Origin of the sequence: Sphingomonas aquatilis, assembly GCF_014196115.1 — a bacterium.
Lineage (GTDB): Bacteria > Pseudomonadota > Alphaproteobacteria > Sphingomonadales > Sphingomonadaceae > Sphingomonas > Sphingomonas aquatilis.
In genome coordinates, this window is record NZ_JACIDB010000001.1 from 1,136,298 (window position 1) to 1,151,214 (window position 14,917).

The 14,917-nt window shown below is 65.3% G+C and carries 17 protein-coding genes and 1 tRNA gene; 3 read left to right on the forward strand and 15 right to left on the reverse strand.

Going from position 1 to position 14,917, the window contains the following annotated elements:
• Positions 1-30: 30 nt before the first annotated feature.
• From GGR47_RS05305 to GGR47_RS05345, 9 genes are all read right to left on the reverse strand, one after another.
• Positions 31-459: a hypothetical protein gene (locus tag GGR47_RS05305; RefSeq protein WP_147035429.1), complete on the reverse strand. Its 429-nt coding sequence runs from the start codon at positions 457-459 to the stop codon at positions 31-33.
• Positions 452-1,882, reverse strand: a complete 1,431-nt coding sequence (locus GGR47_RS05310) for a DUF3987 domain-containing protein (RefSeq protein ID WP_167509708.1) — start codon at positions 1,880-1,882, stop codon at positions 452-454. The genes GGR47_RS05305 and GGR47_RS05310 overlap by 8 nt, the downstream gene beginning before the upstream one ends.
• Before the next feature lie 101 nt (positions 1,883-1,983).
• Positions 1,984-2,904, reverse strand: a complete 921-nt coding sequence (locus GGR47_RS05315; RefSeq protein WP_244304973.1) for a DUF7146 domain-containing protein — start codon at positions 2,902-2,904, stop codon at positions 1,984-1,986.
• 14 nt (positions 2,905-2,918) lie between these two features.
• Positions 2,919-3,215 carry a hypothetical protein gene (locus GGR47_RS05320; RefSeq protein ID WP_147035424.1) on the reverse strand — a complete coding sequence of 99 codons (297 nt, stop codon included), beginning with the start codon at positions 3,213-3,215 and terminating at the stop codon, positions 2,919-2,921.
• Positions 3,212-3,511: a hypothetical protein gene (locus GGR47_RS05325; protein WP_147035422.1), complete on the reverse strand. Its 300-nt coding sequence runs from the start codon at positions 3,509-3,511 to the stop codon at positions 3,212-3,214. The genes GGR47_RS05320 and GGR47_RS05325 overlap by 4 nt, the downstream gene beginning before the upstream one ends.
• Positions 3,508-3,786 (reverse strand): hypothetical protein, encoded by a 279-nt coding sequence (locus GGR47_RS05330; protein ID WP_147035420.1) that lies wholly within the window; start codon positions 3,784-3,786, stop codon positions 3,508-3,510. The genes GGR47_RS05325 and GGR47_RS05330 overlap by 4 nt, the downstream gene beginning before the upstream one ends.
• Before the next feature lie 286 nt (positions 3,787-4,072).
• A complete protein-coding gene (locus tag GGR47_RS05335; protein ID WP_147035419.1) occupies positions 4,073-4,273 on the reverse strand; it encodes a hypothetical protein in 201 nt (66 codons plus the stop codon).
• Positions 4,266-4,451 (reverse strand): hypothetical protein, encoded by a 186-nt coding sequence (locus GGR47_RS05340; protein ID WP_183949447.1) that lies wholly within the window; start codon positions 4,449-4,451, stop codon positions 4,266-4,268. Before GGR47_RS05340 ends, GGR47_RS05335 begins: the two co-directional genes overlap by 8 nt.
• A gap of 242 nt (positions 4,452-4,693) precedes the next feature.
• The gene (locus GGR47_RS05345; RefSeq protein WP_147035416.1) at positions 4,694-4,927 is read right to left on the reverse strand and encodes a DNA-binding protein; all 234 of its coding nucleotides are present in this window, start codon (positions 4,925-4,927) and stop codon (positions 4,694-4,696) included.
• 210 nt (positions 4,928-5,137) lie between these two features.
• Here GGR47_RS05345 and GGR47_RS05350 point away from each other — a divergent pair, with 210 nt between their 5' ends.
• Entirely contained in the window at positions 5,138-5,479 is a 342-nt protein-coding gene (locus tag GGR47_RS05350; protein ID WP_147035415.1) for a hypothetical protein, read from the forward strand.
• Positions 5,469-6,701, forward strand: coding sequence for a tyrosine-type recombinase/integrase (locus tag GGR47_RS05355; protein ID WP_147035414.1), 1,233 nt, complete (start codon positions 5,469-5,471; stop codon positions 6,699-6,701). Before GGR47_RS05350 ends, GGR47_RS05355 begins: the two co-directional genes overlap by 11 nt.
• A gap of 6 nt (positions 6,702-6,707) precedes the next feature.
• Here GGR47_RS05355 and GGR47_RS05360 read toward each other — a convergent pair.
• The 4 genes from GGR47_RS05360 to GGR47_RS05375 form a co-directional block, all read right to left on the reverse strand.
• Positions 6,708-6,791: transfer RNA gene (locus GGR47_RS05360), tRNA-Leu, on the reverse strand.
• A 109-nt stretch (positions 6,792-6,900) separates the two neighbouring features.
• On the reverse strand, positions 6,901-7,179 hold the full coding sequence (locus GGR47_RS05365) for an integration host factor subunit beta (RefSeq protein ID WP_024310504.1): 279 nt from the start codon (positions 7,177-7,179) through the stop codon (positions 6,901-6,903).
• Between the two features lie 145 nt (positions 7,180-7,324).
• Complete coding sequence (gene rpsA / locus GGR47_RS05370; RefSeq protein ID WP_020486448.1) at positions 7,325-9,043, reverse strand: 30S ribosomal protein S1; 1,719 nt, start codon at positions 9,041-9,043, stop codon at positions 7,325-7,327.
• A gap of 467 nt (positions 9,044-9,510) precedes the next feature.
• The gene (locus tag GGR47_RS05375; RefSeq protein WP_147037422.1) at positions 9,511-10,161 is read right to left on the reverse strand and encodes a hypothetical protein; all 651 of its coding nucleotides are present in this window, start codon (positions 10,159-10,161) and stop codon (positions 9,511-9,513) included.
• 146 nt (positions 10,162-10,307) lie between these two features.
• On the opposite strand from GGR47_RS05375, the gene GGR47_RS05380 reads away from it, so the two are divergent.
• A complete protein-coding gene (locus GGR47_RS05380) occupies positions 10,308-12,854 on the forward strand; it encodes a TonB-dependent receptor (protein WP_147037421.1) in 2,547 nt (848 codons plus the stop codon).
• 27 nt (positions 12,855-12,881) lie between these two features.
• Here the strand turns inward: GGR47_RS05380 and cmk are convergent, their stop codons facing one another.
• Both cmk and aroA read right to left on the reverse strand, forming a co-directional pair.
• The gene (cmk, locus tag GGR47_RS05385) at positions 12,882-13,511 is read right to left on the reverse strand and encodes a (d)CMP kinase (protein WP_147036526.1); all 630 of its coding nucleotides are present in this window, start codon (positions 13,509-13,511) and stop codon (positions 12,882-12,884) included.
• Positions 13,508-14,863: a 3-phosphoshikimate 1-carboxyvinyltransferase gene (aroA, locus tag GGR47_RS05390; protein WP_147036527.1), complete on the reverse strand. Its 1,356-nt coding sequence runs from the start codon at positions 14,861-14,863 to the stop codon at positions 13,508-13,510. The genes cmk and aroA overlap by 4 nt, the downstream gene beginning before the upstream one ends.
• Between the last annotated feature and the right edge of the window lie 54 nt (positions 14,864-14,917).

A 14,917-nucleotide genomic window follows, 5' to 3' on the forward strand; every position in this document is an offset into this window, starting at 1 on the left:
ACAATAGCGACAATAGGGACAATAGCCCTGTCATCGCCCCACCTCCCACAGCATCACCGGCGCAGCGAACGGGGTATTAGGACGGCCCCAGCGTTCGAGGTAATAGACCGCATCGTCAGCGGTGAATGCGCGGTGATCGTCCATCAGCACGACGGTGCGCCCGGCCAGCCACACGGCGAGTGAAAGCCACTCGTCGCTACCGTTGCGCCCGATCCCGAAGAGATCCGCCTCCGACCAGCCCAACGCGAGCGCCGTTGCGACCCAACCGTCTGATGCCAGGCGCTGCGCATCCTGCACCACGCATCGCCATTCCGCAGGATCGGCACGACGCGGCGGGGTTCGAGCTGCCAAGGATCGCAGCCCCGCCGCCAGTGCGGACGGAATCGCACCGGTAGGGGCGAAAGGCGGCGGCACGGGTTCCGCCAGCGCCGCCGCTGCCATCTCACGCCAGCTAGCCATTCAGCCCTCCATGAACGGCGGGGTTGACGAGATAGTCCTTTTTCTGCCGCCCCGGCGCATCGCCCTGCCGGCTTGGCGCCTCCCGCAGCCACCCCGCATCCATCAGCGCCTCAAGCGCCGCATCCACGTCTTGGCTCGTCTTCAGCGTCGGGAGCTTGCTGTTGCGCTGCACGTCGTTGCGCGCGTTGATCCGCTCCAGCTTGCCTTTGAGGATGAACCGGGCGAGCGCCGCCGCGTCCTTTTCGACCGGCGGCAAGGCGGCATCACCGAAGACCCGCCGGGCGTGTGGCTTCAGGAAGTCGTCAATCAGCCGCAGCGCGTTGACGATCGATCGCACCGACACGCTTTGCGGCTCGCGTCCGGCGCCGTCAGCCCAGCCGAGAAATTCCAGAACGATTGACAGCCGCAGCGCCAGACCGCGGGCTTTGCCGGCCCACGAGGCATAGAGCCCAGCACTCTCCCGAACGTCGGCATCGTTTTCGTCAATCCACGCCGTGAAAATCTCCACCGCTTCTGGATCAAGCGGGATGATAACTTGCTCAGACAGCGGCCGGTGCAACTGGTGCAGCCGGCGGTAGATGCTATCAAGCCGCCCCATATCCGCCACACTGCGAGGACGGGTGAACGGGATCGCCTCCGGCCACACCCACAGAAAGCGAGCAATCAGGCCATCGTCGGACGTCCCAAGCAGCGAGTCCCGCAGCTTCTCGGGCTGGATGCCCCCAAGAACGCTGACGCCGTTGAACGGCACCTGTAACGGCTTGGTGTTGCTCTTGCGATCGACGGTGAAGGAACGTCCGCCATAGGCTTCAAGCCAGAACGACCGACCACCAGAATTGTACCGCTCGAACCCCTCAAGCCATCCTGCCAGCTCGTCGCGGAGATTGAGGACGCCGTTGACGTTCGCAGCCAGAACCGCGGCCATTTCTTCGGGCGTAATGTCCATCGTTACGAGGCGCTTGCGCTCGGGCGTATCGGGTGTCTCTGCGGCGTCGGGCATGTCAGGCGTGGCGACACAATCCCGCGTCGCCTGCTTCACCTTTTCCTCCCACTGCTTGCGCTCGGCCTTCGCTCGCTCAGCGACTGCGGCGAAGCTCATCAGCGTCGCCTTGTGCTGCTCGGCTAGCTCATCCTCCATCGCGCGGAGTGGGAACCTCGCGGCATCGATGCCCGGCGACTTGTTAGACGATGGATCGCCCACCACCGCAGCCCAAAGGATGCAGGGTTGTTCGAACTGCTCCCACGCCCGCACCCACCGCTTACCACCGATCAGCGACGCGGCGACGGCAAACATACTGGTCGCGACGTATTCGACCGGCGCACCAGCACCCGCCGCCAGATCGGCAACGAGCGGCCACAGATCGCCCAGCACGTCGTTCGGGAACGGGACGGCTGGCGCGAGGTTCGCCTTGGTAACGGACATATCCGGCTTGCCCCACGCGGGCGGGCTATCAGCCCCCCCGTTCAGCGGAACCGGCGCGAATGGGCGGGCGTCAGCGGCCAGCGCTGCAAAAGAACGAGCGTTCATGCCGCCACCCCCATAAGGCTTTCGTTCCAGTCCTTGGCGCCGTCGTCAGGATAGATAATCCGGGCGGTTCGACCCGACGCGACGACAGCGGTTGCGGCGTTCTCGGCATGCCGCCGGCCTTCCGCATCTGCATCGCCGCCGATCACGACGCTCTCCACCAGCGGCGGGAGTTGCATGCCTGCAAGGTTGCCCTCGCCAGCCCCGGCCCAGGCACTCGGCGCGCCCATTTCCATCAGCGACAGCGCATCCTCTACGCTGCCACTCAGGACCATATCGCGCGCCAGTGCGGGGCCGAGGTGGATCGCGCCGCAACGCAGGTTGCCCAGCGAGAACTTGACCTTGCCGTCCGCCGCTGCGGCCTTGCGCCCATCGTCACGCAGGAACGTGCGCTGGATCCCCGCAGGCTCCCCATCAGCGCCCGACACGAGCGCCACCATGGCGGGCAACAGGACGCGCCCGTTCGCTTCGGCCACCCCGCTTTCCTTGGGCGGCTTGAGGCGCGCAAACCGCAGCGACGACGGCAGATCGATCGTGATCCCGCGCCGCCGTAGATATGCCTCCGCTGGCGTCCCATCGATCGCGATAGCCGACCGCCACAGGTCTAGCGCATAGGCGTTGTCCCGTTCGGCCTTGGCCGTGACCTTGGGCGCCTCGACCACGGGCAGGCTGCCGCCGCACAGATGCTCGGCTGCTTTCCGCATCGACAGCGAATAGTAGCGCTGCACGAAGTCGAGAACGTCGCCGGTGGCCGCGCAGCCGAAGCAATGCCACCGCTTGCCGTCTGCAAATACGTAGAACGAGGGCGTCCGATCTTTGTGGAAGGGGCAGCAGCCGACCAGCTCGCCTTGCTTGGGGCGTAGGTGCATGACCGCACCCGCAACCGTTCCGACCGGATGCGCTTGCCGGATCGCCTGCACATCTAGGAGGGCCATCAAAACTCTCCCTCGTCAGAGCGCAGCCGCGCCGTAACGCCGTCACGATCGGCCAGGGCATCGGGGCAAATCTGCACGTCGCACCCGCCGTTGTACTCGTCGCGGTTCAGCGCGAACGCGGTGGTGATGGCGTCAACGCCGTTCGCGAAGGGGCCGGAAAAGTTTCCCCAGCTATTCCCCGACGCGCTTTCGTGCCCGACTTGGAAGCCGGTCGCTTTGGTGCCCATCACGCAGACGGTGCCGTTGTACGGACGCGCCGGCGGGGCCGGACGCAGCGGAGTGATAGACGCGCTCATCGTCCATCTCCCCGGTCGTAAGGCTCGCGAAAATCGCTGCTCCGTGGCGAGGTGTCCCGTGGCGCATCGCGGGTATGGTCGAAGCGGCGCGGCTGCATGCCGTGGGCATGGATGGCGAGAATCTGGCCGGTCCGCTTGGCGGTATCGACTGCGATGCGAGCAGCGTCGGCATACGGGCGCGCAGTGGCGATGCGATCATGGAAGCATACCCTCCCGTCCCGCAGCGCCCGGCGCACGACGCACCACCGCGGCCCTTCGACCTGTCGCAACACGACGATTATCGCGGGCGCGCTCATGACGCACCTCCCTTCGCCGCTCGATCCATCAAACAAGCTGCGGCATCGGTGGCTTCGCGTTCCCGGCGGGCCATCTCGACCATCATGCCGCCGATCCCGACCAGCAGGGAGGCATGCTTAAGAGAAATGCGCCCGCGCAGATCAGCCATAGCCTGAGCGAGTTGCTGGGCGTACGTGAGCCAGAGGCCCGACGTCTCCCATTCCGGCGGCAAGCTGACCTCATCGGTCATGAGCATCAGAAACTCGCCAGCTTCAGGCGTGACATAGCCGTTCATGCCTGCCCCTCCTGTCGGTCGAGGTGGCAGACACGCCAGACGATAGCGTTGCGGCCCGACACGTTCGGCCGACGCACGCCAGTATCGCGGATGACGCGCCGATCCTTCAGGGCAGTAAATCTCGGTTGCAGCGAATACCGTGGATATTCCGCCACAGCGCACGTCTCATCGACGGTAAGCCCCGCCGGGTACTGCGCGAGGACGTTCAAGACTACTCGTTCCAGACGAGCTGTCTCAGGCAGGATGGCCGCATAGGCGGCACTGCTGGTAGGCTGGTGACAATGGGTCATGCTTCGCCTCCATCGGCGAGAGGGGGGAAGCCAGCGCGGTTGAGCAGAGTGCCCAGCCAGTCGGCTTGCTTGTCGGTAAGCGGCGTCGGATCGACCACGAGTTGACCGAGGAAAGACCCGGCCTTGCGCGTGAAGGTGCCGCCGCTGTTCAGCAGGGCCAGCGCCGCAGCGCGGGGCGACAAGAAGGGATCAGCCATTGCCGCCTCCCGTCGTGTCGATCAGCGCCCACCCCTTGTAGAGCTTCAGCCCACGGGCATAGCCGCGCGCCTCCGGGTAGCTGTCATAGCCCTTGCTGTAGGGCGCCGCCTCGTCGTCAGGGGTGACGGTTACGCCAAAGCCCTTGGCCGTCGCGGCGATGGTTATGGTGCGTTCCACGGGAGCCGTCATGCGACACCCCCGAACAGCGCGTTACCGCCGTCAGCGCCCCAGATCAGGGGGGCGAGCATTGCCGCCTGCGCACCCGTCACGCCATAGCGTGCAAGGCATTGCAGTTGGAGCGGCGGAATAGTATCTGTGCAGTCGCTGAGGTGTTGTAGTTTCTGGAGGGGCTGGACCGCCACAGTCCGGCCCTTCCGCTTATTAGGCGTCCGCGCCCGCGCCGAGGTTGCCAGCATGGATCACGCGGCCTCGCCACGAGCGAAGGCTTGGCATTCCGCATAGTCATAATGACGGCGCCCACCGATCAACCAAGATCGCGGGCCAATGCCCATCACCGCCCAATTTGCCAGCGTCTTCGGCGTCTTGTTCAGCACGATGCTTGCGCCTTTGCGGTCAATCGCACCGTCTGGCCGAACCACGACCTTGAGCTTTGACACCCGGCAAATTTCGGGTTCGACTGCCTGCGTCTGCATATCAACCTCCGTGTATCGTCTATCAGACGAAACCCGAATTAGCCCGAAGGAACCCTATTGCCAAGGGGTTTTGTCGCGCCTATCAAACACGGGAACAATCGGGAAGGTTACACGATGCCGACTATTCGAAAGCCGAAGGCGGGTGGGCGTCCCACCGATGGTGCCGAGGCGAAGCGCCACGTCGTGAGTTGCAGGGTGACGCCGGACGTAATGGCGAAGCTGGACGCGGCAATTGCCGAGAACGGGCGTTCCCTCGCTCAAGAGGTCGAGGCGCGCTTGAGCGGATTTTTCAAATTGGAAGAGCTGTTCGGTGAGCCCCGCCGCCTGATCTTCATGACTTACCTCGCCGATCGCATCCGGCAGGCAGAGGAAAAGTGGGGAAGAGACTTCCAACGCGACCCAGCGACATGGGCTGTGGCTGCCGCCGCCGTGAATGACGTGATGCAATCGGCCTACCCCGGTGGCGCGTCGAAGTCGCACACGCTTCGGCTGATGCTCGCAGAAGCTGAGAAAGCCGAGGCGGAGGAAGCGAGCCGCGGCGATGGCGCTTAAATTCGCCCGCCTCACCCGGCCTGCTATCCGCGCCCTCGCGATCGGCGAGAAGCTGGCAGAACACGGCATCACCGCCGAGCGGCAGAGCAACGGCGACGTTCGCTACACCGTCAACATCATGGTCGATGGCCAGCGCATCCATCGCGTTGTCGGGCGGGAGAGCGAAGGCGTTACCCGCGAGCAGGCTGAGCGCGCCATTGAGACGTTCAGGACCAAGGCGAGGGAAGGTCGGCTAGACCTCCCAACCGGACGCAAGAACCACCGCAGCTTTGCCGAGGCGGCGACCGAATACCTCCAGCGCATGGAGGAGACCGGCGGCAAGAACATGAAGGCCAAGCGCTATCATGTGGCCGAGGTTCTAAAGCCCTACTTCGGCACGCACCGTGCCGACCGGGTTTCGTCCTTCCTCGTGCAGCACTTCGTCCGCGATCGGCTGGCGTCAGGACTGAAACAGGCCACCGTCAACCGCGAGCTTGCGACCCTCTCACATATGTTTCGCCGCATGGCGAAGTGGGGGTGGATCAAAGCCGAGACTGTCCCGGAGATCGAGAAGGGCGACGAGCCGCGCAAGCTGATCGTTGTGCTGTCTGACGAGAACGCCGCCAAGCTGATGAAAGCGGCGGTCGCGGATCAGGATGGCCTGTTATGGCTGTTCGTCGCGTTCGGCCTCAACACCGCCATGCGGCACAGCGAGATACTGCGCGTGCGATTCGACCAGATCGACTTTGACAGCCGGCGCATCTTCATCCCCCAGGCCAAGGCGGGCGAACGCGAACAGCCCATCACGCCAGCACTGGCCGAAATGCTAAAGAAGCAACGCGCCATGGTCAGCGACTCGGACGGCTATATCTTCCCCAGCAAGCGGGCGAAGGCGAAGCACCCCCACAGACTCAGCATGGCCGACCAGTTCCAACGGGCTGTCGTGCGCGCGGGCTTATTGCCGAAGAAGGTAACGCCACACGTCATGCGGCATACGGCCATCACGCGTCTGGTGAGGGCAGGGGTCGACTTGCCCACCATTCAGCGCATCAGCGGGCATAAGACGCTCGCGATGGTGCTGCGCTATGTGCACATCCACGGGCAGCACATTGATGACGCGATTGCCGCGATCGACAGCGCATTTTCTGACGCGATTACACCGGAATTACACACGGGGCCTTTGGACGGGGTGGCAAGCCCCGCCAAGATTGTAGGTATTTCCGCTGCTAAACGAAGGGCTTAGCAGGGATGGTGCGGACGGCGGGACTCGAACCCGCACTCCATAGGAAGCCGATTTTAAGTCGGCTGCGTCTACCGGTTTCGCCACGTCCGCACACAGAGGCACGACAAGCGCACGTGGGTGCGGGCGTCAAGTCACGACCGACATTTCATCGCCGTGCGGAGCGACGATAGCCCGCCGGACGATGATGTCATGCCGAGCGTCACACGTTGAGACGGGCGCGCATTTCCTTGCCGGGCTTGAAATAGGGGACGCGCTTGGCGTCGACATCGACGGTTTCGCCGGTGCGCGGATTGCGACCGACGCGGGCATCGCGGGCGCGGGTCGAAAAGGCGCCGAAGCCGCGCAGTTCGACGCGGCCGTTCGCGGCAAGCCGCAGCGTGATCTCATCGAAGAAAGTGCTCACGATCGCCTCGACGTCGTGGCTCGTCAGCTCAGGGTTGAGATCGCAGAGTTTTTGAACGAGTTCAGATCGGATCACGGTACGGGCTCCCCCCGGCGCCAGGTTGCGGAGATTGATGAAGATCAATGCCCACGACGTATAGGGCCGCAACGAAGCCGATCCAATGAAAAATATGTCAGGTCAGGACATTTCTGCCCCGACCTGACACATGGGTAAGCGTTGCTTACTTCTTTTCGGCGTCCGAGCGGGCCTTCAGCGCCTCGCCCAGAATGTTGCCGAGCGTCGCGCCCGAATCGGACGAGCCGTACTGAGCAACCGCCTGCTTCTCTTCGGCGATCTGCATCGCCTTGATCGAGAAGGTGGGCTTCTTCGAACGATCGAAGCCGGTGACCATCGCGTCGAACTTCTGGCCGACCTGGAAACGCTCCGGACGCTGTTCGTCACGGTCGCGGCCGAGATCGGTGCGCTTGATGAAGCCGGTCGCGCCATCGTCGCCCTGCTGCACTTCGAGGCCCGCATCGCGGACTTCGAGGACGGTGACGGTGACGATCGCGTTCTTGTTCAGACGGTCGCCCGCTGCCGCGATGCCGCCGGCCGCCGGGCCGCCGCGCTCGAGCTGCTTCATGCCGAGGCTGATGCGCTCCTTCTCGGCGTCGATGTCCAGAACGATCGCCTGAACGGTCTCGCCCTTGCGGTGCAGGTTGAGGGCATCCTCACCCGACACGCCCCAGGCGATGTCCGACATGTGGACCATGCCGTCGACGTCGTTGTCCAGGCCGATGAACAGGCCGAACTCGGTGGCGTTCTTGACTTCGCCCTCGACGGTCGAACCGATCGGATGGGCGGCGGCGAACGCTTCCCACGGATTGTTCTGCGCCTGCTTGAGGCCGAGGCTGATGCGACGCTTGTCCTCGTCGACCTCGAGCACCACGACATCGACTTCCTGCGAGGTCGAGACGATCTTGCCCGGATGGACGTTCTTCTTGGTCCAGGACATTTCCGAAACGTGGACCAGGCCTTCGATGCCCGGCTCCAGCTCGACGAACGCACCATATTCGGTGATGTTCGTGACGCGGCCCGACAGCTTGGCGCCGACCGGATACTTCGCGCTCGCGCCATCCCACGGATCGGACTCGAGCTGCTTCATGCCGAGGCTGATGCGCTGCGTGTCCTTGTTGATGCGGATGATCTGCACCTTCACGGTGTCGCCGATCGCGATCATCTCCGACGGATGATTGACGCGCTTGTAGCTGAGGTCGGTGACGTGCAGCAGGCCGTCGATGCCGCCCAGGTCGACGAACGCACCGTAATCGGTGATGTTCTTGACGACGCCGTCGATGATCTGGCCTTCCGCCAGGCTCTGGATCAGGCCCGAACGCTGCTCGGCGCGGGTTTCTTCCAAAACGGCGCGACGCGACACGACGATGTTGCCGCGCTTGCGGTCCATCTTCAGGATCTGGAACGGCTGGGGGATGTCCATCAGCGGCGTGACGTCACGCACCGGACGGATATCGACCTGCGAACCCGGCAGGAACGCGACGGCGCCCGACAGGTCGACGGTGAAGCCGCCCTTGACGCGGCCGAAGATCACGCCCTCGACGCGGGCGGTCTTGCTGAACTCCAGCTCCAGCTTGTCCCAGGCGGCTTCGCGGCGCGCGCGGTCGCGGCTGAGCATCGCTTCGCCATGCATGTTCTCGACGCGGTCGACATAGACTTCGACTTCGTCACCGACCTTCAGATCGGCCTTCTGGCCCGGTGCGGCGAATTCGCGCAGCGGCACGCGGCCTTCCGACTTCAGACCGACGTCGATGACGGCCATGTCGTTTTCGATCGCGGTGACGGTGCCGTGAACGACACGGCCCTCGAAGCTGTCGGCACCGCCGAACATGTCATCGAGCATCGCGGCGAAATCGTCGCGGGTGGGTTGGGGCTGGGTAGCCATAGGGTTAGAGTGTCCTCGAGTTATTCTGTTTCCGGCCAAGCGGTTGGGTCCGCTGGTCTTGGCTGAAAACGCCGCGGCGACCCCATGCCGGTCGCGGCATCCATCGGGCGGGCGCTAAGCGGAGGAATGCGATGCGCTGAATGCGAAAAGGGCGCGGTCCGCCAAGCGGGCGCGCCGTCCCCCGCCGAACACCTGCTCGCCGGACCGGCGCGCCATAGGGGAAATGCGGGCTTTTGGCAAGGCGCAGCGGGGGCGGGGCGGGCGGGGTGGCCGCGAATCGCCGTTCGGGGGCGCGAGGGCCCGCGGAAGTGGACGAAGTGGATGGTACGTAATCGTCGGAAACCAGGGGTCCGCAGCGCCCGGCCGGGAGCGGCGGGGCGAGGGGCGGGCGGGTCATGGGGAGGGTGTAGCAGAAACGGGGGGTGTGGGACAGGTGGCAACACAGAAGGGACTGACTGGAATGGGTCCTAATTGTATTTGAGCGCCCGCTCCTCGCAGAGCTTGACGAAGCGATCTGCGGAGTCTTTCAACGACCGCTCGATACCAAGAGAAATGTTGCGTCGGTAAGCCGATTCCGAAAAATGGTGGATCGTGACGGAATAGGTCGACCGGTTGCACTGTGAGTAGCCAGGATCGTTGCGCGGCGTGGTGACGATAGACCAGCGTGCAACCATCGATGCTATTCCCGGACGGCCGTGGGCAATGGCATCGGTGATGCTGAAGAACCATCCCGGCCGCTTGTTGAAAACCATGCCTGCATTCATGAATTCTCGTTCAGAGCTTCGCAATGAGAAGCGTCCACCGGACCATATGTCGGCGTGGAAGGCACAATCCGATCGATCCGATCGATGCCACCAAAGGTCGTCGAAGTTGTTGACCAAGACACGGTGGGCATGATGACGTTTGCAGGGGACGAGCCTCTCCGTCCGCAACTCCCATTGGTTCTCTGCTGAGGGGAAATTCAATTGATCCTCCACCCGATACGATTGGCGAACGGTGCAATTCGACGGTCGTGCGATGCGGCATTCGACTTGATGGTAGCGAATATGCGTTTTCACGGCATTAATCGCCGTCGATGCCGCGGATCGCTGGTCTAGCCCCGGCCAGCGCGATCGCATTTGCCGCTTCTTCCGCGATCATCAGCGCCGCAGCGGCGCAGTCGCGGATGTCGGACTATCGCCGCCAATTTGCGCCTGTGTAACTGTCCCGTCGCAAACGGTCCATAATGGACCCAGCGGGCCAATAAGGTCGTCTGGGGAACATCATGACATCCAAATTCATCCGCGTCGCCGGGGTCGGTGGCGCGTGCCTGATGCTCGTCGCACCGCAACTGGTGCTGGCGCAAACGGCCGGAACGATCGCTGCCGAGGACAAGGCGGGCGAGGACATCATCGTGTCGGGCAAGAAGCTGCTGACCGCGGGGATCGAGATCGTCGATGCGCCCAAGGCGCGCGCGATCGTGACGCGGGACTATATCGAACATACCGTTCCGGGGCAGTCGATCTTCAATGCGATCAACATGGTGCCGGGCGTCAATTACGTCGCGGGCGATCCCTATGGCGGCAACGGCGGCAGTATCCGTATCCGCGGGTTCGATGCGTCGCGCATCGCCTTCAGCTTCGACGGTCTGCCGCTGAACGATGCCGGCAATTACGCCATCTATTCGAGCCAGCAGATCGATCCCGAACTGGTGCAGACGGTCAACGTCAGCTTCGGGTCGACTGACGTCGATACGCCCACCGCCAGCGCTTCCGGCGGCACGGTCAACTATCGCACGATCATGCCGACCGAACAGGTGAGCGCGACCGCGGTCTATTCGCACGGCCGCGGCAACATGAACCGCGTGTTCGGCCTCATCAACACCGGCGACCTCAACGCCAGCGGTACGCGGGCCTGGGTGTCGGCAAGCCACCAGAGCTACGCCCTCTTTCCCTATTCGATCGTGCGCAAGAGCCAGTACAATGCGCGCCTCTATCAGCCGCTGGGGTCGGGCAAGGACTTCCTGTCGCTGGCCGGCTTCTTCTACCAGCATCGCAACATGGGCTTTGGCGGGCCGTCGGTTGCCACGGTCAACACGATCCTGGGCGGCGTGCTGCCGATCGCCACCGCGACCACCGCGACGCCGGTGCGCGTCGACCTGACCCGCGCGCAATATGACCGCGTGCTGGGCGCGGCGACGACGTTCACCAACACGGCAGACTGCACGCTCGCCTCCGCGACGCCCGGCAAGGGCACGGTGCAGGACGACCGGTCGCTGTGCACCAACACGCGTCAGGTCGGGATCAACCCGGTCGACACCGGCAATGCCCGCTTCAACAGCCTATTCACGCTGTCGGACCGGCTGACCTTCACGCTGGACGGCGGCTATAGCTACACGATGGCCAATGGCGGCGGCTCGACCGTGTTCGCCGAGAGCGACGCCAATGCTGGCGCGCGCGGCGTGTCGCGTAACCAGATCGGCCGTATCGGTGCAGGCATCGCGGCGGGGCGCGACCTGAACGGCGATGGCGACATGCTCGACTATGTCCGCGTCTTCTACCCCTCCAACACGCAGACGCACCGGCTGATCGCGATCGCGGGCCTGCGGTACGATATCGATGCCGCCAACCTGCTGCGGCTCGCCTATACCTGGGATCGCGCACGGACCGCGCAGACGGGCGAGGCGGCGTATCTGGGCGTCAACGGCTATCCGACCGCCGACTTCGGCGGACGCGACGGATCGGTCGCGGTGCGCGATGCGGCGGGCAACGTGCTGAACAAGCGCAACCGCCTGACCTATTCGATCCTGCACCAGCTGTCGGGCGAATATCGCGGCCGGCCTTTCTCGGACGATCTGTCGATCACGCTGGGCCTGCGGGCGGCCTTCTTCCGCCGCAATATGAGCAACGCCTGCTACACGATCCCGGGCAGCAGCAACGAGGCCTATTGCACCTCGCAGAGCGCGCAGCAGGTCGCGGCGGACAGCCGCGGCGCGACGTTCGGCGCGCCGTACGTGGGGCGCATCCGCGAATATCACGCCTTCCTGCCCAATGCCGGCCTGGTCTGGCAGATGACGCCGACGACGAGCCTGTACGCAAGCTACAACCGCGGCTTCTCGGCGCCGACCACGGACATCTACGCCTATGACGACAAGGTCATCTCGCTGAAGGATCAGGAGGCGGTGCCCGAGCGCGCGGACTCCTACGATGCGGGCCTGCGCTATTCGCGCGGTATCGTGCAGGCGCAGCTTGGCGGCTGGTACATCCGCTACGACAACCGCATCGTCAGCACGACGGTGCCGCTCGACGGCGGCGGCACCATCAGCGCCAGCCGCAACGTCGGCCGGGTCGACAGCAAGGGGATCGATGCGACGCTGATCGTCAACCCGACGCGCTGGCTGTCGCTGTACGGCTTCGGATCGTATCTGAAGGCCGAGCTGAAGGAGAATATCCTGAACGCCGCGACGGGCGCGGTGCTGATCGCCACCAAGGGCAAGTCGCTGGTCGACACGCCGAACTGGCAATACGGCGGCCGCGCGCAGGTGACGCTGCCGCACGTCGTGATGGGGGCGGCGGCCAAGCACGTCGGTGATCGCTTCATCACCGACGAGAATGACGCCATTTCGGCGGGGTATACGCTGGTCGATCTGGATGCGCAGGCGAAGCTGGATTGGGCCGGCCTGCCCAAGACCTATCTGCAGATCAACGTCACCAACCTGCTCGACACGCGCTATTACAGCAATGTCGGGACGGCGGCGCGGATCCGGGATGGCGGCTGGGTCAATTTCGGCAACGGGCGCACGGTCGTCGCCAGCCTGCACTTCGAGTTCTGAGCGGGCGTGCGGCGGATCGGCGGGGCGTTATGCCCGGCCGGCCCGCCGCGCCTCGACCAGTGCGATTGCCTTGGCCACGCTCGCCTCGATGGTGAGCGCGCTCGTATCGAGCAGGGCAGCATCGGCGGCCATCGTCAGCGGGGCGGTGGAGCGGGCGCTGTCGCGGGCGTCGCGGGCGCGGATGTCGGCGAGGACCTTGTCGAAGGACACGTCGCTGCCGTGGCTCTGCAATTCGCGGTGCCGGCGTTGGGCGCGGACCTGGGGGGTGGCTTTCACGAACAATTTGGCGTCGGCGTCGGGGGCGATGACGGTGCCGATGTCGCGGCCGTCGAGCACGGCGCCGCCGGGCTGGCGGGCGAAGCGCTTCTGGCGCTGGAGCAAGGCTGCGCGGACGAGTGGGTGGGCAGAGACGATCGAGGCGAGCTGGCCGATCGCGTCCTGGCGCAGCGCGGGGTCGTCGAGCAGGCTTTCGTCGAAATTGCAGGCAGCGACGGCGTCGGCTTCGATCGCCGGGTCCAACTCCATCCGCTGCACGGTCAGCGCGACGGCGCGGTAGAGCAGGCCGGTGTCGAGATGCGGCAGGCCATAATGGCGGGCGAGCGCCTTGGCGATCGTGCCCTTGCCGCTCGCGGCGGGTCCGTCGACGGCGATGATCATGCGTTGAGCCATTGCGGGGCGGCGCCAAGGCGCTTGGCGGTGTCGACGAAAGCCGGGTAGCTGGTCGCGATCGGCGCGGCGTCGTCGATGCGGACGGGGCGGGTGCTGTGCATGCCGGCGACCGCCATGCTCATCGCGATGCGGTGGTCGAGCAGCGAGGCGACGCGGTCGGCGCCGGTGCCGGGCAGGGGCTCGCCGTCGCGGCCCTCGATCGACAGGCCATCCTCGTGCTCGGTGACGCTAACGCCGGCGAGGCCGAGCGCGGCGGCCATGGCGGCGATGCGATCCGATTCCTTGACGCGCAGTTCGTGGGCGCCGCGGGCGATCGTCGTGCCTTTCGCGAAGGCGGCGGCGACGAACAGGATGGGATATTCGTCGATCATGCTAGGGGCGAGATCGGCCGGGACTTCGATCGCCGACAGGCTCGCGTGGCGGACGCGCAGGTCGGCGACGCGCTCGCCGCCGATCTCGCGGCCATCGACCTCGTCGATCGATGCGCCCATCAGGCGCAGCGCGGTCAGTAGACCGGTACGCGTCGGGTTCATCAGCACGTTGCGGATCGTCACGTCCGATCCCGGCACGATCGACGCCGCGACCATCCAGAAGCCGGCGGACGAGGGATCGCCGGGGACGGTGATGTCCTGCGGCTTCAGCTCGGCCTCGCCGTGGATCGCGATCAGCTTGCCCTCGGGCGTGTCCTCGACCGTCAGCGTCGCGCCGAAGCCGCGCAGCATCCGCTCGCTATGGTCGCGCGTCGGTACGGGCTCGATGACGCGGGTGATGCCGGGGGTGTTGAGGCCGGCGAGCAGCACCGCCGACTTCACCTGCGCCGAGGCGACGGGCAGCGTATAGGTTATCGGCACTGCCGGGCAGGCGCCGCTCATGGTGAGCGGCAGGCGCGTGCCCGGGCTGGTCATGAAATCGGCCCCCATCTGCGCCAGCGGCTCGGTGACGCGTGCCATCGGCCGCTTCGACAGGCTGGCGTCGCCGACGAAGGTCGCGGTGATCGGATGGCTGGCGACGAGGCCCATCAGCAGCCGGGTCGAGGTGCCCGAATTGCCCATGTCGAGCGCGGTCTGCGGCTGGAGCAGCCCGCCGACGCCGACGCCGTGGACCGTCCAGATGCCGTCGTCGCTGCGATCGCTGCGCGCGCCCATCGCGCGCATCGCGGCGGCGGTGGCGAGCACGTCCTCGCCCTCCAACAGGCCCTGGATGCGGCTCTCGCCGACCGCGAGGCTGGAGAACATCAGCGAGCGGTGGCTGATCGACTTGTCGCCGGGCACGGCGACGGTGCCGCGCAGGGGCCCTGCGGCGGCGATGGAGAGCGGGCGGGGAGGGGAGGCGTTCGACATGGCTGGCCGCGGGCTTTGACAGTCCCCTTGCGCTATGGCAAGGCGCGCTCCACC